The 17,463-nt window shown below is 55.7% G+C and carries 12 protein-coding genes, 1 tRNA gene and 3 pseudogenes; 9 read left to right on the top strand and 7 right to left on the bottom strand.

Going from position 1 to position 17,463, the window contains the following annotated elements; translation table 11 throughout:
* Positions 1 to 34: 34 nt before the first annotated feature.
* Positions 35 to 232: a hypothetical protein gene (locus JCM25354_RS06060; protein WP_159103459.1), complete on the bottom strand. Its 198-nt coding sequence runs from the start codon at positions 230 to 232 to the stop codon at positions 35 to 37.
* Between the two features lie 167 nt (positions 233 to 399).
* Between JCM25354_RS06060 and JCM25354_RS17080 the strand changes: the two are divergent.
* The 5 genes and pseudogenes from JCM25354_RS17080 to ahpF all read left to right on the top strand — a co-directional run bounded on the left by JCM25354_RS17080 (position 400) and on the right by ahpF (position 5,896).
* Positions 400 to 1,382: pseudogene (locus tag JCM25354_RS17080) on the top strand (RluA family pseudouridine synthase).
* A gap of 240 nt (positions 1,383 to 1,622) precedes the next feature.
* Positions 1,623 to 2,537: an RNA polymerase sigma factor RpoH gene (rpoH, locus tag JCM25354_RS06050; protein WP_025885352.1), complete on the top strand. Its 915-nt coding sequence runs from the start codon at positions 1,623 to 1,625 to the stop codon at positions 2,535 to 2,537.
* 89 nt (positions 2,538 to 2,626) lie between these two features.
* A complete protein-coding gene (locus tag JCM25354_RS06045; RefSeq protein WP_035446914.1) occupies positions 2,627 to 3,253 on the top strand; it encodes a CPBP family glutamic-type intramembrane protease in 627 nt (208 codons plus the stop codon).
* Positions 3,254 to 3,631: 378 nt separating this feature from the next.
* Positions 3,632 to 4,193 (top strand): annotated as a pseudogene (gene ahpC, locus JCM25354_RS17075) (alkyl hydroperoxide reductase subunit C).
* A 117-nt stretch (positions 4,194 to 4,310) separates the two neighbouring features.
* Positions 4,311 to 5,896, top strand: a pseudogene (gene ahpF, locus JCM25354_RS17070) (alkyl hydroperoxide reductase subunit F).
* Between the two features lie 35 nt (positions 5,897 to 5,931).
* Here ahpF and JCM25354_RS06025 read toward each other — a convergent pair.
* From JCM25354_RS06025 to argC, 6 genes are all read right to left on the bottom strand, one after another.
* Entirely contained in the window at positions 5,932 to 7,221 is a 1,290-nt protein-coding gene (locus tag JCM25354_RS06025) for an adenylosuccinate synthase (protein WP_025885350.1), read from the bottom strand.
* 12 nt (positions 7,222 to 7,233) lie between these two features.
* Positions 7,234 to 8,379, bottom strand: a complete 1,146-nt coding sequence (locus tag JCM25354_RS06020) for an ATP phosphoribosyltransferase regulatory subunit (protein WP_025885349.1) — start codon at positions 8,377 to 8,379, stop codon at positions 7,234 to 7,236.
* Positions 8,376 to 9,536 carry a phosphoserine transaminase gene (locus tag JCM25354_RS06015; RefSeq protein WP_035446900.1) on the bottom strand — a complete coding sequence of 387 codons (1,161 nt, stop codon included), beginning with the start codon at positions 9,534 to 9,536 and terminating at the stop codon, positions 8,376 to 8,378. Before JCM25354_RS06015 ends, JCM25354_RS06020 begins: the two co-directional genes overlap by 4 nt.
* A 102-nt stretch (positions 9,537 to 9,638) precedes the next feature.
* A tRNA-Leu gene (locus JCM25354_RS06010) sits at positions 9,639 to 9,722 on the bottom strand.
* Between the two features lie 59 nt (positions 9,723 to 9,781).
* The gene (locus tag JCM25354_RS20035; RefSeq protein ID WP_025885347.1) at positions 9,782 to 11,740 is read right to left on the bottom strand and encodes a putative bifunctional diguanylate cyclase/phosphodiesterase; all 1,959 of its coding nucleotides are present in this window, start codon (positions 11,738 to 11,740) and stop codon (positions 9,782 to 9,784) included.
* Between the two features lie 173 nt (positions 11,741 to 11,913).
* Entirely contained in the window at positions 11,914 to 12,819 is a 906-nt protein-coding gene (argC, locus tag JCM25354_RS06000; protein ID WP_025885346.1) for an N-acetyl-gamma-glutamyl-phosphate reductase, read from the bottom strand.
* Between the two features lie 66 nt (positions 12,820 to 12,885).
* Here argC and JCM25354_RS05995 point away from each other — a divergent pair, with 66 nt between their 5' ends.
* From JCM25354_RS05995 to JCM25354_RS05980, 4 genes are all read left to right on the top strand, one after another.
* The gene (locus JCM25354_RS05995) at positions 12,886 to 14,262 is read left to right on the top strand and encodes an amino acid permease (RefSeq protein WP_025885345.1); all 1,377 of its coding nucleotides are present in this window, start codon (positions 12,886 to 12,888) and stop codon (positions 14,260 to 14,262) included.
* Between the two features lie 38 nt (positions 14,263 to 14,300).
* Positions 14,301 to 15,104: a class I SAM-dependent methyltransferase gene (locus JCM25354_RS05990; protein ID WP_025885344.1), complete on the top strand. Its 804-nt coding sequence runs from the start codon at positions 14,301 to 14,303 to the stop codon at positions 15,102 to 15,104.
* A 78-nt stretch (positions 15,105 to 15,182) separates the two neighbouring features.
* A complete protein-coding gene (gene mazG / locus JCM25354_RS05985; protein WP_025885343.1) occupies positions 15,183 to 15,971 on the top strand; it encodes a nucleoside triphosphate pyrophosphohydrolase in 789 nt (262 codons plus the stop codon).
* Between the two features lie 448 nt (positions 15,972 to 16,419).
* Positions 16,420 to 17,247 (top strand): FkbM family methyltransferase, encoded by an 828-nt coding sequence (locus JCM25354_RS05980; RefSeq protein WP_035446910.1) that lies wholly within the window; start codon positions 16,420 to 16,422, stop codon positions 17,245 to 17,247.
* Positions 17,248 to 17,463 lie beyond the last annotated feature (216 nt).

Here is a 17,463-nt window from a genome sequence, read left to right as displayed (position 1 = left end):
CAATCAAACCACCCCTGACACCCTTATGGGGATGTCAGGGCGTCAGGATAATCTGCGCCACAATCCTGTTCGTTTCGGGATCCCATATCACCACACGATCGCCCTGCGGGGAGCTGATCTGAAGCGCAAGTGATCCATCGGGTCTGACCGCCTCGGCAATAAGCCGCCCTCCTCCGGGGAGGGCAAGACGTGGCGCTTCGCCTTGCGGCACGTCCTGCCGGGCCACAGTCATCACTTTGTGCGCCGGTGACATGGCACGATGGATGATCACTCCTATCAGCCCGCCGTACCCAGGACGATGAGAACCCCCATGACAATAACGACCGCCATAAGCAGGCGGGGAGTTCTGGGAGGGGGTATATCCATGGCGATAAATGATCCTAGTTGCTACAGGGACGCATGACTGACGCCAACGCCAACGCGCCTACTCGATTCGACCTTACTGTAACGCCCGAACAGGCAGGACAACGTCTCGACCGTTTTCTGGCCGATGCGGTCGATACCCTCTCCCGTTCGCGCATCAAATCCCTGATCGAAGCCGGACAGGTTTTCTGCGATGGCACCATCATACGCGAGGCTTCCGAAACCACCAGAGCCGGACGTCTTTTCACCCTTATCGTTCCACCGGCAATCCCCGCCCGACCTCAGGCAGAAGACCATGCACTTCCTATCATTTTCGAAGATCGTGACCTGATCGTACTCGACAAGCCCGCCGGGCTGGTGGTGCATCCGGCACCGGGCAACGAAACCGGTACGCTGGTCAACGCACTGCTCGGTCATTGCGGCGATGATCTTGAGGGCATTGGCGGTGAGAAACGACCGGGCATCGTTCATCGCCTCGACAAGGATACATCGGGCCTGATGGTTGTGGCCAAGACACCGCTCGCCCATAACGCACTTTCAGACGCTTTCGCCGCACGAGATATTGATCGTTCCTATCTGGCGCTCGCCTGGGGACTCCTTCCTTCAGAGATCAGCTATGACGGGGCTATCGGACGCGACAAGCGCGACCGCAAACGCATGACTGTGGTGGCCCAGGGTGGCAAGCATGCCCTGACCCATGTGCGCTGTCTGGAAGCCTTCAACGCCGCTGTCAGTCTGGTGAGCTGCAAGCTTGCAACCGGCCGCACCCATCAGATCAGAGTACATCTCTCCCAGGCCGGACACCCTCTTCTGGGTGACCCTGTATATCTGCGACGTATCCCTGCCGCAGCACGCGGCTGGGAGAAACAGCCAGGCGTGCTGCGCTTGATTTCCCGCGTCAGGCGCTACATGCAGCGCGACTCGGATTTACTCATCCCAGAACGCGGGAAACCCTACTTTTTCAATCCGAACCGCCCGAGGATTTCAGGTTTTTGCTACAAACCCTGCGAGCCGGTTAATTAGGAGTAATGCAGTACGTTTTCTTGACACAAAAAAAGCTGTATGTTCCATTCATAGTCAATCCGACGAAGTGACGCGCCGCCGGAATGGACGTACCGCCTGGCATCGCTCATGCTGAGGGTGCTCTGCGGGGACGAAGGTCCTTCCCTAACCCAGCGTCACCCGGTGACGGGAACTCTGACGGGCGCACCCCGTAAATAAGGTTCCTCTCTGCACCGGGCGAAAGGAGTTGCAGCCCAATGGCCTCTTCCGCCGTTTTGTCCCTTGGTCCTGAAAGCAATCTGACACGCTATCTTCAGGAAATCCGTAAATTCCCTATCCTGAGCCCACAGGAAGAGGTCGAGCTTGCCCGTCGCTGGCGCGACCGCGAGGATGACGCCGCAGCGCATAAGCTCGTTACCTCTCACCTCCGGCTGGTCGCGAAGATCGCCATGGGTTATCGCGGTTATGGCCTGCCGATCAACGAGCTGATCAGCGAAGGCAATATCGGCATGATGCAGGCGGTCAAGCGCTTTGATCCTGACCGCGGCTTCCGGCTGGCAACCTATGCCATGTGGTGGATCCGTGCTGCCATGCAGGAATATATCCTGCACAGCTGGTCGCTGGTAAAAATGGGTACCACCGCCTCACAGAAGAAGCTTTTCTTCAATTTGCGCCGCCTCAAGGGGCAGATGCAGGCCATTGAAGACGGTGATCTGAAGCCCGAGCAGGTCAACAAGATCGCAACGACGCTTGGTGTTCCCGAGCAGGATGTAGTCTCGATGAACCAGCGTCTTTCAGCGCCGGATCACAGTCTGAATGCTCCGCTACGCAGCGACAGTGAAGGCGAGTGGCAGGACTGGCTGGTCGACGATCAGGAAAGTCAGGAAACAACTCTGGGTGAAGCCGAGGAAATGAGCGGCCGTCAGGCCTTGCTGACCGAAGCGATGAAATCACTCAATGACCGTGAGCGACATATTCTGACGGAACGCCGCCTCAAGGATGAACCTTCTACTCTGGAAGAACTCTCACATGAATATGGCGTGTCGCGTGAGCGCATTCGCCAGATCGAGGCGCGGGCATTTGAGAAACTGCAAAAAGCCATGGCCGCGGAAGTCGAACTGCGTCGCAAACAGGATGAAGGTATCTCGCTACGCAACCACGTAGAAGGGTGAAAGGTCGGCAAAATGTCCCGTGCGATCAAGGACATTTTGCCTTTCCAGAAGCGCCACTTGATCCCTCAGCACGCAGCACCTGCAGGGCTGTGAAACGCCTTCTTCTTGCCCTGGAAATGGGTGCAATCTACGGCGCGGGGCCCCTGCTCGTCCTGATGGTCAGACAACCGGGTGTCCTTTTTGCCGTACTGTGGCTCGGGGCATCTGGCGCTCTTGTTTCGATACGCAAACGTAGCCCGAAGCCTCATCTGCATGACCTGATCCCTGAGCTGCTGAATATTCTTTTACGGTTCACAATACTCGCTCCTCTATTCGCATTTTGTACCTGGTGGATCTCGCCGGAGTATTTTCTTCGGCTGCCACGACAGGATCCGCGACTGTGGCTTCTCATCATGGGGCTCTACCCTCTGCTCTCGGTCTGGCCGCAAGAAGTGCTTTATCGGGCCTTTCTGTTCGAGCGTTATCACACGCTGCTGCCGACGGCATTTGCGCGCATCACGGCCAGCGCCCAGGCTTTCGGCTTTGCTTACATAATTTTTCTCAACTGGTTCGCGATCATCCTGACAACGGCGGGAGGCGCGCTTTTTGCTCTGGATTATGAAAGGCATCGTTCCCTTCGTCTCACGTGCCTTGAGCATAGTCTCTATGGATGTCTGATTTTTACCCTGGGATTAGGCAGGTTTTTCTATACCGGCACTGCCTGGCACCAAGGCTGAACCTGATCCAATCCTGTTCAGGGTCAGACTACTGGCACATATGTCCTGCCGCACAACCAAGCCACTTCAGGGGAACAATGACCCGATGCGCTCTACTGGAGACGCAGACGCATTACCGACATCTATACGCTCATGAAATTCATTACGGGCCAGGCAGATTTCAGAGTTTCACAAGCCAGGATCTGGCTGCCATCGTATTCTGGCATGGTGCCGAAAAAATGCGGCAGGACTATCCATAACAGATACGCACTTTCGATGAACTCCATCATTGAGAGGCTCAGCCTGTCACAAAGATCAGAACGATCTGTTTTGCTTTGGAATAGGGCGATGGCAGGGTGATCAGGCTCTCACTGAGACCCTTTTCACGGAGACAGGCTCATGACCAGAATAGATTCATCCATTCGTCCATTTACGACAGATGCCTATTGTCGCGGTAAATTCCTGACCGTCACGGATCAGGATCTGAATGGAAAATGGTCTATCTTTTTCTTCTATCCTGCAGATTTCAGTTTTGTCTGCCCGACCGAACTTGAGGATCTGGCTGACAGTTATGCGGAATTCCAGAAGCTGGGTGTTGAGATCTACTCTGTCTCAACCGACAAGCATGTCACGCACAAGGCATGGCACGATACCTCACCCGCTATCGGCAAGATTGATTACGTCATGCTCGCCGATCCGTCTGGAACGATTGCCCGGAATTTTGGTGTGATGATCGAGGAAGCGGGTGTTGCAGACCGCGCAACCTTCCTGATCAACCCCGAAGCGGATCCAGTATATCGAGGTCACTTCAGGCGGCGTGGGACGCAGTGCAACAGCCCTGCTCGACAAGGTTCGGGCAGCCCAGTATGTCGCCGCCCATCCTGGTGAGGTCTGTCCGGCGAAATGGAAAGAAGGCGCCCATACGCTCGCTCCTTCACTCGACCTGATCGGCAAGATCTGATCCGCGCGCTCTGACAGACTGCACTTTCCTCTTTCCGGTAGCCGGAGTGCATGCGGCAAAGCCTGCCTTGGGCACACCCGGCCTCTCGCCCGAACCGCTTTTTTCAGGACACGATTAATGCTCGATACAACCATCAAGGATCAGCTGCGCAGCTATCTGACCAATCTGCGCCACGATATCACTCTTGAAGCGTCGCTGGATGACAGTGACAAGGCGCAGGAACTGCATGAGCTCGTCGAGGATATCGCCGCCCTTTCCGACCGCATTACAACAAGACTGGTCACCGATGGTCTGCGTGCGCCAGCCTTCCGTATCCGTCGGACCCATGGTGAGGAGACAGTAACCTTTGCCGCCATTCCCATGGGGCATGAATTCACATCGCTTGTTCTTGCGCTGCTACAGATCGGCGGACATCCGCCCAAGATCGAAGACGATGTGGCAGCTCAGATCCGCGGCCTGAAAGGCCCACTGCGGTTTGAAACCTATATGTCACTCTCGTGCCAGAACTGCCCGGATGTCGTGCAGGCACTGAACGCCATGGCGGCACTCAATCCCGCAATCGAACATACGTCGATCGACGGCGCGCTGTTCCAGCAGGAAGTGACCGAACGCAATATCATGACGGTGCCGCAGATCTATCTGAACGGTGTTCCGTTTGCCTCAGGCCGAATGGATGTAGAGGCCATTATTGCGAAGCTCGATACAGGCTCTGCCTCACGCAAGGCTGAACAGCTTTCCGAAAAGGCTCCTTTTGAAGTTCTGATCGTAGGCGCAGGTCCGGCCGGAGCAGCGGCGGCCGTCTATGACGCCCGCAAGGTATTCGCACAGGGATTGTCGGGGAACGTTTCGGCGGACAGGTACTGGATACAATGGCTATCGAGAATTACATTTCGGTGCCTGAAACCGAGGGGCCAAAACTGGCAGCAGCACTTGAAAAGCATGTGCGCAGCTACGAGGTGGATATCACAACTGGTCAGCGCGCATCGGCGCTTATCCCCGCCTCAGAGCCAGGCGGATTGCATGAGATCCGCTTTGAAAGCGGCGCCGTGATGCGCAGCCGCTCGATCATTCTGGCACCTGGTGCCCGCTGGCGCGCGATGAACGTACCGGGCGAGGATGCCTATCGTAACAAGGGTGTTGCCTATTGCCCGCATTGCGATGGCCCGCTTTTCAAAGGCAAGCGCGTTGCCGTAATTGGCGGTGGCAATAGCGGCGTTGAAGCAGCCATCGACCTCGCCGGTCTGGCCTCGGAAGTGACGCTTCTCGAATTCGCTGACGTGTTACGGGCTGACTCCGTGCTGCAGGACAAGCTGTTCAGCCTGCCGAATGTGCGTGTCATCATGAATGCCCAGACCACCGAGGTCGAAGGTGACGGCAGTCGCGTTACAGCATTGGCTTATCGTGATCGTCCCACGGGCACGCCGCACAAAATCGAACTGGAAGGAATTTTTGTCCAGATTGGTCTGGTGCCTAATACCGAATGGCTTGGCGACAGCGTGGTCCTGAGCGACCGTGGCGAGATCGTCGTGGATACGCATAATGCAACATCAGTGCCCGGTATTTTCGCTGCAGGTGACGCAACGACGACACCGTTCAAGCAAATCATTGTTGCTACCGGCGAGGGGGCGAAAGCTGGCCTCTCGGCCTTTGACTATCTGATCCGCCTGCCTTCAGCAGCTCCGCTTGCGGCCGCTGCCGAATAAGAAAAAAGCGGGCCCGAAGGCCCGCTTTTTTTGTCTCAATCCTCGAAAGGATCGCGCATCAGAATGGTATCATCACGCTCCGGACTGGTCGAAAGCAGTGTGACCGGAGCCTCGATCAGCTCCTCGATGCGACGGATATACTTGATCGCGGCAGCAGGCAGATCGGCCCAGCTGCGTGCACCGAAAGTTGTCTCCTGCCAACCGGGCATGGATTCAAAAACGGGCTTTAGACGTGCCTGAGCAGCAGGGCTGGAGGGGAAAGAGGTGATCATCTGGCCGTCGAGTTCATAGCCGATGCAGATCTTCACTTCCTCAAAACCGTCAAGCACATCGAGCTTGGTCAGCGCGATTCCGTTCACGCCACCCACACGGGAAGCACGACGCACCAGCACGGCGTCGAACCAGCCGCAACGACGCGGACGGCCCGTGACGGTCCCGAATTCACGCCCGCGCTCACCCAGCTTCTGACCGACATCGTCGAACAGCTCGGAGGGGAACGGCCCCTCACCCACGCGGGTCGTATAGGCTTTGGCAATGCCAAGCACGAAGCCAACCGAACCGGGACCAACGCCACTGCCGCTGGCTGCAACTGCTGCAACGGTGTTCGAGCTGGTTACGAAAGGATAAGTGCCGTGATCAACGTCAAGCATAACGGCCTGAGCACCCTCAAACAGAATGCGACGGCCTGCGCGGCGCGCCTCGTCCAACCGCTCCCAGACCGAGCAGGCATACGGCAGCACGCGCGGCGCGAGCCTTGCCAGATGGTCGAGGATTTCCTGCTTGGTAAAGGTCGCAGCACCCAGACCTGCCAGAAGCGTGTTGTGATGCAGCAGCAGCTCATCAAGCTTCCAGTCGAGCGTTTCGGGCTCGGCCAGATCGCACAGACGAATGGCGCGACGGGCCACCTTGTCTTCATAGGCAGGGCCAATGCCACGGCCGGTGGTGCCGATCTTGCGATCGCCACGCGCAGCCTCGCGGGCGCGATCCGTGGCAACATGCAGCGGCAGGATAAGCGGTACGTTATCGGCAACCCAGAGCGTCTCGGGATTGACCACAAGACCCTGAGCCGAAACACGATCAATTTCAGACAGGAGCGCTTCAGGATCGACAACAACGCCATTGCCGATCACGCCGGTCTTGCCGCGCACGAGACCTGAAGGCAGCAGGGAAAGCTTGTAGACCTGATCGCCCACCACGAGTGTATGACCGGCATTATGGCCGCCCTGGAAGCGGACGACGATATCCGCACGGCTGGCCAGCCAGTCCACGATCTTTCCCTTGCCTTCGTCACCCCACTGGGTGCCGATGACGGTGACGTTGGACATGCTCTTATCCCTTTACAGCGTGATGAGTTCGTCAGCGACGAAAATGAAAGCGCAGTTGAGGCGACGGGCCTCGGCTGGCAGATCCTCGACCATGTCGAGACCGGCCACCGTGGCGTAACCTTCGGCGCGAAGACGGGCAGCTCCAGGCGAATCCTGCATCTCGGCTGCCACATAAACACGCGGACGCAGAACGATCGGACGGGCCGCACGAAGGAGGATTTCCGGCCGGAAAGTGAGGCCGCAGGCTGGTTCATCATCCTGCGCCTGATAGCGCCCGCCACGGCCCAGCTCTTCGCGCTGGCTTCTCGCAAAGACGGTCATGCAGATACCGGTATGATACTGCCAGCCGCGAAACTCGGCCGGATCAACCGTCAGACGCAGATGCGGCGCGCGGGCATGCAGGGCACGCACGACTGCAACAAGGCGCTTGGCATGCAGTCCGATTCCAGCTGGGAGATCGAGGGTTTCAAGAATGCCAAGGGCAGAATCTGAAGGACCACAGGCTTCGACCAGAGACGTCAGGATTGAGGCCACAGGACCACCAAGCTCGTCTACAGCCGCGATATCCTTACGGTCGAGCGCGTGCACAAGTGCTGCGCGACGTGGCCCTGTATAACCGGACAGATCAACCAGCGCCTGAACCAGAGCCGGACAGGAGAGATCAAAGGAATAGTCCTCGACCCCCAGTTTTTCGAGCGCCTCGGCAGCAATCAGCACCACTTCACAATCGGCCTCGACGGAATCAGCCCCGATCAGTTCAATGCCGGCCTGGCTGATCTGACGATCTCCCTCACGACCAGGTGTCCCGACCAGAATGCACGAGCCGGCATAGGACAGACGCAACGGGCGCGCCGTCGTGGCCAGACGGGTAGCCGCAATACGGGCGATCTGGGTTGTCATGTCCGGACGAAGCGCCATCATGCGACGCGATTCCGGATCCATCAGACGAAAAGTCTGCTCCTCGAGTGCCTGACCGGCCCCATGCAGAAGTGACGTCTCAAATTCGAGCAGAGGCGGACGCACGCGCTCATAGCCATGAGCGGTGAAAACCTCCATCACCGATTCAATGCCTTGTGCCTCGGCCTCGGCCTCATGCTGAAGCAGGTCGATAAACCCTGACGGCAGGAGGGCTGTTACGGGCTCTTCAGTCAGTTTCATACGCTGTATTCCATCCTGACGCTCTCATAAGCCCAGTCGAGCCAGGGGAGAAGGGTCTCGATATCCTCGGCCTCGACCGTAGCGCCGCCCCAGATACGCAAACCTGGCGGGGCATCACGATAGGAAGCAAGATCGAACCCTGCCCCTTCATCAGCGATCATCGCCGTCAGTGCTTTGACGATTTTCTGCTGTATCTCCACGCTCTGGCCCGCAAACCATGGGGCCACGATACGCAGGCAGATCGAGGTTGTGGAACGCTGTGCGGGTTCGACGGCGAGAAATTCCACCCAGTCTCTCTGCTCAACCCAGCGCGCGACCGTCTCGAAATTGGTACGTGAGCGGATCTTGAGCGCCTTGAGACCGCCTATGGCATCGGCCCATCTCAACCCGTCAAGCGCGTCTTCAACGCAAAGCATGGATGGCGTATTGATCGTATCGCCGGAGAAGATGGCGTCGATCAGCCCCTTCTTGTTCGTCAGGCGAAAAATCTTGGGGAGCGGACGCGGCGCGGCCTGTTCGAGCCTTGCAACAGCACGCGGGCTGAGCGCAATCATGCCATGAGCAGCCTCACCACCCAGCGCCTTCTGCCAGGACCAGGTCACGATATCGAGGCGATCCCAGGGCAGGTCCATCGCAAAAGCCGCCGATGTCGCATCGCAGATCACCAGCCCCTCATGTTCTGCCGGAATGCTGTCAGCCCCGGGTATGCAGACACCAGAGGTAGTGCCGTTCCAGGTCAGGACCACGTCATGCGACCAGTCGACCCTCGACAGGTCGGGAAGCGTTCCGTAAGGCGCTTCATGAACAGTTACTGCGTCAAGTCTGAGCACATCACGCAGATCCTGTGCCCAGAGCCCCGAGAAACTCTCGAATGACAGCACCTCGATTGGGCGCTCACCCGCAAGGGACCAGAGGATCATCTCGACTGCCCCGGTATCCGATGCCGGCACAATACCGACCTTCCAGTCGGCAGGAGCTTCGAGCAGACTGTGGGAACGATCAATCACCTCTTTGAGACGCGCCCTGCCCTCAGGCGCGCGATGCGACCGCCCGAGCAATGCGCCATCGAGGGCATTCAACGTCCAGCCCGGGCGCTTTGCACATGGGCCTGACGAAAAGAACGGTCTGGCGGGTTTTCTGACAGGACGTTGGGGCATGATGGGTCCGGCAAACTGAAAGAAAGTTCGCGAGATATGCCGGAGGCAGGCCTGAAGGCGCAAGCCATGGCCGGGTCAATAGCATGTTTTCGATAAAAAATCTGGTACGAGAGGGGGGATTCGAACCCCCATGCCTTGCGGCGGTCGATTTTGAGCCGACTACGTCTACCGTTCCGTCACTCTCGCCTGATGCGCAAATTGTTAGCGATGTTTGATGGAAAACGCAACGGATACGCTGGAACCGATCAGACAGGGAATGACCTGCTGCCGGCAAGAAGCCGAGCGAAGCCTGAAAATTCTATGGGTGCGGAAAACAGGAAGCCCTGACCGGTCGGACATCCGATCCGGCGTAGCAAGGCCAGTTGCGCCGGCGTTTCTATACCCTCGGCAACAACATCCACCGAGACAGCCTCACCAAAGCGGATAATGGCCTCCACAATGACCTCCATGGAGGAGTCGTCACAGACCTTGCTGATAAAGCTGCGATCAATCTTGATCGATGAGACCGGAAAATCACGCAGAAAACCAAGAGAGGAATAACCCGTACCAAAATCATCGAGCGTGACCCGAACACCGGCATGACGCAGACGCGTCAGAGCGCGATGGATGAAAGGCTCACTGTTCTGATACAGAACATGTTCGGTCAGTTCGAGCTCGATAAGCCGCGCCGATAATTCATGACGATCGAGCCGGGAAAGAAGCTTTTCAGCATAGTCATCCTGCATGAACTCGACAGGGGCGACATTGATCGAAATGGGTGGCGGCATCAGACCCGCCCTGGTCCAGTAGGCAATATCGGTAAAGACGCGCTCCTGCATACGGGCCGCTACCCGTGATGCCAGATCATAATTGCGGAAAATTTCGGGACATGCCTCCGGGCCACAGGATGGCTCATCCCGACCATGCCAGCGCATCAGGGCTTCAGCCCCTATGATATGCCCGTCAGCAAGGCGTATTTTTGCCTGATACGCAGGGTAAACCCGATCCTGGTCGAGCATCTGACGCACCAGATTTGTCTGGGCGGTCACGCCTGTTCCACGCTTTTCCATGCTTGGATCAAAAAGACGAAATCCGCCCCGTCCATGCGCCTTTACCTCACTGAGCGCCAGCTGGGCTGCATAGCTGAGTCGAACAAATCCGTCGCCGTCATTCGGGTAAATGGCTGCTCCTATACTCAGTCCGAACCGGATCTGCCGGTTGTCGATCCTGAGAGGCAGGTCAATAAAACTGAGCAAGGCCTGGGCATAGTCAGCCAGAGCCGATACCGTGACATCCCCTGTGACAAGCGCAGAAAATTCATCATCCCCCGTACGAGCGATCTCGTCTCCCGTCGCAGTAACAAGACGGAGCCGATCGGCTACAAGTTTGAGCACCTGGTCGCCGATGTCCCGTCCATAGAGATCGTTCAGATCACCGAGATAATCGATATCGACCCGCATCAGGCCAAGTTTGTGCCCTTGCACCCTGGCCGCTGCAAGAGCGCGTTCGAACCCCGCCTCAAACCGCGCACGATCAGGAAGACCGGTGAGACGATCCACGTGATCAGTAGCGCCCGAACGTACTGCCAGTTCACGACCCAGTGCATGGAATGCACGACGAGCTGTATAGGAGGCCGAGCGCGTGAGCAGCCGATCTGGCTTCGCAGTCTGCATCGAGCCTGTAACGCAAACAGAATAAGCGGCGCCTTCAACGATACAGGGAGCACTGGCTGCGCCTTCAAACAGGTCAGCAACCTTTTGCGAGCGACATATCACGGGCCCTTCTTCTCGCGCCTGGTCAGAGATCATTGCCATATCTGGCACGGTTTCAGACGCCAGCTTTCCAGTGAAACGAGAAAGCGGCGGATCACTCTGGGGATGACAGAAAACTATCCATCCCCCTCCACTACCCGCGCCTAATCTCTGCCAGTGCAGATCAGTCCTGACCGAAGCGCCTCCCTCATGACGCAGGATGATATCTTTCAGGACACACCGAGCCACTACACCCGGCTGGCAGGAAGAGTGACATGGCGGCTCGCGCCTTTCATCCAGCAGGTCAGTCCAGAAAGTCTCTCCTGGCCTGTCACCCAACCCGGAGAAAGAGCGCCAGCTCTGATTCAGATAAGAGATGCGTCCATCGACTTCGACATGGCAAGCCAGCATCGGAAGACAGTCGAGAATATGACCGGAAAAATCTGCCTCTATCGGCTGCGTAGCTTCTCTCATGTGAGCGATGCCCTCTCGATCAATCCGACCCGGACTCGTTACCCGAAAGAACGCATAATGGGTTATAGGTCACAAATTATTACTAAAATGTAATTCATTTGATACAAACAGATATGCTCTGGACTGTACTGTTTCTTGATAAGGCCAGAGCTCTGCCACGCAGCTGAAGCGGACTAATCGTCGAGACCACACATCAGGCGGATATTCTGAAGAGCAGCACCGGCAGCCCCCTTGCCCAGGTTATCAAGACACGCCGTAAGCAACACCTGCCGTCTTGCTTCATTACCATGCACTCGCAGTTCCATGGCATCGCTGCCCGCAAGACCGGCCGCATCAAGACGAATCAGGTCAGCGGAAGCTAGGCTGACATGAGAAGCCCCCTCGTAATGGGAATGCAGACAGGCTTCAATATCCGGGACACGCACATGACCCGGCAGATCGGCCAGATGCAACGGGATGGAAACAATCATGCCCTGGGGAAAATGACCGATAGACGGAACAAATAGGGGGCGCCTTGTCAGCCCGGTATAATGCATGATTTCCGGCACATGCTTGTGCTCCAGTCCAAGCCCGTAAAGCTCGAAAGCGGGACCACCAGCCTGATCATGCGCCTCGATTTCGGAACGCCCTCCCCCTGTATAGCCGCTGACAGCATTGATGGTGATCGGATGATCAGCAGGGACAAGCCCGGCATCAATCAGGGGACGAAGAAGGCCGATGGCACCTGTCGGGTAGCATCCGGGATTGGATACATAGCGCGCCGAAGCAATTCGGGCAGATTGCAGGCCATGGAGTTCAGGAAACCCATATGTCCAGTTATCGGCCACACGATGGGCCGTGCTGGCGTCAAGGAACCGTGTCTGTCCGAGTCCTGTTCCCAGTGCCACTGCCTCACGCGCAGCATCATCGGGCAGGCACAATATCACAACATCGGCAGACTGCATCATCTCGAGGCGAGCCTGCGGGTCTTTGCGCAGGGCAGGATCGATAGAAAGAATCTCGACAGGCTGGGCATACAGACGATCCCTGATGCCCAATCCCGTCGTTCCTGCCTCTCCGTCGATGAAGACCCGTATCATCAATTCATTTCCTTGCTAAAATATGTATCTGGACGAAGTAAGCATTTACATGGCTTTGTCCAATCCATGATGGATAAAGATAAAGTTTCACCCCAGGGTTTTTATCGCGAAGGTGAGTCACCCCTCCTGCAGGGCGGCAAACTCAAGGATCGTCATATCGCCATGATTGCCCTTGGTGGCGTCATCGGCGCTGGGCTTTTCATAGGTAGTTCCGCTGCCATTGCTTCGGCTGGCCCTGCGATCCTTCTGACCTATATGGGCACAGGACTCATGGTGGTCATTGTGATCCGTATGCTTGGCGAGATGCTTCTCGCTCGTCCGGGGATTGGCACCTTCATAGATTGTATCAGAGCGGCTCACGGCAATGGCGCGGGCTTTCTCTCCGGATGGCTGTACTGGTTGTTCTGGGTAGTCGTAATCGGCGCCGAAGCCATTGGCGGTGCAATTGCCATGCAGGACTGGGTCACTCTGCCTGTCTGGATTCTTGCCCCGTTACTCATCATTATCGTGAATCTGATCAATCTTATATCAGTGCGCGTATTCGGCGAGTGCGAATTCTGGCTCTCACTTATCAAGGTAGCCACCATTATCGGCTTCTGTGCGCTCGGCCTTCTCAGCCTGAGCCATCTGGTAGGCCCTCATCCCAGGATTATTCATAATGTTTTCAACCATGATGGGCTTTTCCCTCATGGCTGGGGCGCTGTTCTGGCAACCGTGCCGACCGTACTGTTTTCGATGATCGGTTCGGAATCGGCAACTGTCGCAGCAGCCGAGTCCGAAAATGCCGAAGAAAATCTTGCGCGTGTTACACGCACCATAGGCGTTCGGGTTACCCTGTTCTATCTGCTCTCGGTCATCCTCATCCTGACGCTTGTACCCTGGACCTCCATTGAGCCAGGCTATTCACCCTTTGTCACAGTCATGCGCGCTGTTGGTGTGCCCGGTGCCGCAACACTGATGCAGATCGTTGTTTTTACAGCCATCCTGTCCTGCCTGAATTCGAGCATCTACATTACCTCTCGCACGCTTTTCGGCTTGGCCGAACTCAACGACGCGCCAAAAATGTTCGCAACACTCTCAGGCAGGCATGTACCCCAGAATGCTGTTACCTTTTCCAGCTTTATCGGGCTTATCGTAGCTTTCTGCTCCATCCTGTCCCCGAAACTGATCTTTGCCTTTCTGCTCGGAGCCACTGGCGCCGTCATGCTGCTGATCTATGGGCTGATTGTCTCATCACATCGTGTTTTCCGTCTGGCAGATCCGAAAAACCGGGCTTTCACGCTTCCTTTTGGTTCAGCTCTTAATATCGGAACCCTTGGCGCAATCGGTCTGGTCGTCATTGCGATGCTCGTCCAGTCAACACAACGCCAGACAATCATAACAAGCCTTGTCAGCGTTGCCGTTATCATGGCGTTGTACGTCTTGTGTCGCAAAGGCAGATAGGACACAGTCTTTTCCTTGCTCTGCTCAGGATGACCGGTATGAAATCTCGTTTCACCCTCGCCCTCATCCTGATCGGGTGCACCCTCACACACTATAATCTGGCTCTGGCAAAATCAGACCCGGCATCAGGTGTTGCCGCAGGCCTACAGCCGACTGAAGCACTACTCGCCTCTCCGGCGCGACCTGACAGCGATCACACCGCCGATCCGTTGCGAAAACCGCTCGCAGTTCTGGCCCTTGCCCCGGTGGCTCAAGGCGCCATCGTGGCGGATCTGATGCCGGGCAGTGGCTATTTCACCCGACTGCTCAGCCTCGAGACAGGGTCATCCGGCCATGTCTATGCTGTTGTCCCGGCCGAGATGGTCGCACGTCATCCCGGAATTCCCAGAATGGCGCAGGCCATTACTGCCAATCCCGCCTTCTCGAATGTTTCGGTAGTGATCACCCCGGTTGTCGATTTTCATGTGTCACAGCCGCTCGATCTTGTCTGGACCTCGCAAAACTATCACGATGTCTATGGTGGAATGGGGCCGGAAACCGCACTCCGTATGGATCGGGCAATCTACCAGGCCCTTAAACCCGGTGGTATTTTTATGGTGATCGACCATATTGCGCTACCCGGCACAGGTCTGACAGCTACGACGACCTTACACCGTATTGACCCGGAGCTGATCATCCAGCAGATCGAATCCGTTGGGTTCCAGCTTGAGACAAACAGTCCGGTTCTGCGCAACCCCGATGACTCTCATACCCTGCCTGTTTTCGACAAATCCATTCGCGGTCATACCGATCAGATCGTGCTGAAATTCCGCAAACCTCTCAAGCAGAACGCAGATCACTGACCCCCTTCTGGTCAGGTGGCAAGACAGGCGAACGCTGCCTATACTCGGCAAAGTCCCTTTGCCAGACCGGAGCCTGACGTGAACGCCGCCGAAGAACTCAATCGCCTGCTTGCCATCATGATCCGCCTGCGTGATCCACAGACAGGTTGTTCCTGGGACCGTGTCCAGACTCATGAAACGATTGCACCTTTTGCAATCGAGGAAGCCTACGAGGTGATGGACGCCATTGCCCGTGAAGACTGGCAGGCTCTTCCCGACGAACTTGGTGATCTTCTCCTGCAGGTCATCTATCAGGCACGCATTGCCGAAGAAGCCGGGCGCTTCGGATTTGCTGACGTGGCTCGTCAGATCAGCGACAAGATGATCCGCCGTCATCCCCATGTATTCGAAGGAGAGGAGCTCGACCCGGATCTGTGGGAACGCAACAAGCAGGCCGAACGCGCCGCCAAATCGGAGTATGGTCTTCTGGCGGGGATTGCCCCTGCTCTGCCTGCCCTGATCAGAGCGGAGAAACTGGGCAAACGGGCAGCACGTGTCGGTTTCGACTGGGATACACCAGAACAGGTTCTGGAAAAGATCGGCGAAGAACTCGACGAGGTGCGAGCCGAATTACCACTTGGCGACAAAGACCGTCTCGAAGACGAAATTGGTGACGTCCTTTTCACCGTTGCCAGCCTTGCCCGCAAACTCGGACTGGATCCTGAAGCCTGCTTGAGACAAGGTAATTCCAAATTTACCAGACGTATTGAAACGATGGAAGCTGTTCTGGCTGAAACGGGCCGCTCCCTTGCCGATCTTGATCTCGCTGAACAGGAAGCGCTCTGGAGCGATGCCAAGAAAAGGCTCGCCGCACCAACACCAGCCTGATATTCCTTTCGTGTGCCTCCTTCATGGTCAAGGGCGCAGTCTGACTCTCTGATAGATCATCATCCGCTTTCTCATGTAATGAGTGAAATCCCTAGCCTGCCTGACCTGAGAAAGCATAGGATACTATTTCTGATATAGACACAGCGCTTCAGGATAAAATTAATTATTAAACATTCGGATGTTTGAAATTTCCATAGTTAGATCATATGATAAAAATTGATTTCCCATATTACCGTGATTGTATCCAATAAATATCTTTATCTGATGTTATAACAATCACAGGAATCCGAGCGAAATTATTTGTTTTAAGTTTTCAGAATGAATGTATCAAAATATAATGACTACACATAAATACATACAAATCGGCCTATCAATATCTTTTGCCAAGACTGATTTTATAATACAAACTTTTATTATTTAGATAATAGCAGTCTAGGGAATGCTTGAAATGTCATCGACTCATGAGACGCCTGATAGATCGCGCAAAGCTGCATTCGTTCTTGCCAGTACGGATCATGGAACGATGATCATAAACAGATTTGATTACCATAGGACAGGAGCAGAAGATCACGCTTATGGTGTGGGCTTCAGCCTGCTGGAAGACGGACATTTCGAGCCGGGAGATGTTCTGTGCTTGAAAGACATACTCTCAGTGCAACGCAGACTCCGTGGTCAGGGTGTAGTGGCGCTCGATATTGGTGCCAATCTTGGCGTCCATACAATCGAATGGGCAAAACATATGTCAGGCTGGGGAAACGTTCTGGCTATTGAGGCACAGGAACGCATTTTCTATGCCTTGTGCGGCAATATCTCGATCAACAACTGCTTCAACGCACGTGCAGCCAATATTGCCGCAGGCAATCAGGTTACGACAATGAAGATACCGGTACCGGATTATTGTTCCCCCGGCAGTTTCGGCAGTCTGGAATTGCAACCACGACCACAAACAGAATTCATAGGCCAGTCAATCAACTATGCTGAGCACGCCATGGCCGAAGTCAGTGTTCGCACCATAGATTCCTTTGCATTACCCAGACTTGATCTCATAAAGATCGACGTTGAAGGCATGGAAATGGCTGTATTGGAGGGCGCAATCAACACGATAAAAACGTTGCGCCCGGTTATGTTCATCGAGCATATCAAGATTGAGAAAGACCATCTCATCAGCTTCATGCGAGAAATGGATTATACCCTCATCGATACGGGTATGAATAGCGTTGCCTTTCATCGTGAAGATCCCATCCACGAGTGTATCCGGGTCATACCAGCATCATAGCGCTTCACTCCATGCGGTATGACTGATTCGTGAAACCCGATATGGCAACGGTTACAATCAGCAGCTGCAATCATGTCCGGCAATGATGGTCTGTGGTATCAGGTCAGAAATATCATTTCCCATCATTGCAAGCTGCTACGATCCCTTTCATTGCACGGCTGGATAGCAATTGAGCTGGGTCAGACGACCTTCAGTGCTTCGTCGATATTCTTCGTT

This window comes from Asaia prunellae JCM 25354 (assembly GCF_000613885.1).
Lineage (GTDB): Bacteria > Pseudomonadota > Alphaproteobacteria > Acetobacterales > Acetobacteraceae > Asaia > Asaia prunellae.
This window is presented reverse-complemented; position numbering and strand designations above follow the sequence as displayed.

Excerpts from the sequence above, each read along its gene's own strand:
- JCM25354_RS06025 (WP_025885350.1), bottom strand. The coding sequence starts at position 7,221 with ATGTCCAACGTCACCGTCATCGGCACCCAGTGGGGTGACGAAGGCAAG.
- JCM25354_RS05995 (WP_025885345.1), top strand. The coding sequence starts at position 12,886 with ATGATGGATAAAGATAAAGTTTCACCCCAGGGTTTTTATCGCGAAGGT.
- rpoH (WP_025885352.1), top strand. The coding sequence starts at position 1,623 with ATGGCCTCTTCCGCCGTTTTGTCCCTTGGTCCTGAAAGCAATCTGACA.
- JCM25354_RS06015 (WP_035446900.1), bottom strand. The coding sequence starts at position 9,536 with ATGCCCCAACGTCCTGTCAGAAAACCCGCCAGACCGTTCTTTTCGTCA.
- argC (WP_025885346.1), bottom strand. The coding sequence starts at position 12,819 with ATGATACGGGTCTTCATCGACGGAGAGGCAGGAACGACGGGATTGGGC.
- JCM25354_RS06020 (WP_025885349.1), bottom strand. The coding sequence starts at position 8,379 with ATGAAACTGACTGAAGAGCCCGTAACAGCCCTCCTGCCGTCAGGGTTT.
- JCM25354_RS05980 (WP_035446910.1), top strand. The coding sequence starts at position 16,420 with ATGTCATCGACTCATGAGACGCCTGATAGATCGCGCAAAGCTGCATTC.
- JCM25354_RS05990 (WP_025885344.1), top strand. The coding sequence starts at position 14,301 with ATGAAATCTCGTTTCACCCTCGCCCTCATCCTGATCGGGTGCACCCTC.
- JCM25354_RS20035 (WP_025885347.1), bottom strand. The coding sequence starts at position 11,740 with ATGAGAGAAGCTACGCAGCCGATAGAGGCAGATTTTTCCGGTCATATT.
- JCM25354_RS06060 (WP_159103459.1), bottom strand. The coding sequence starts at position 232 with ATGACTGTGGCCCGGCAGGACGTGCCGCAAGGCGAAGCGCCACGTCTT.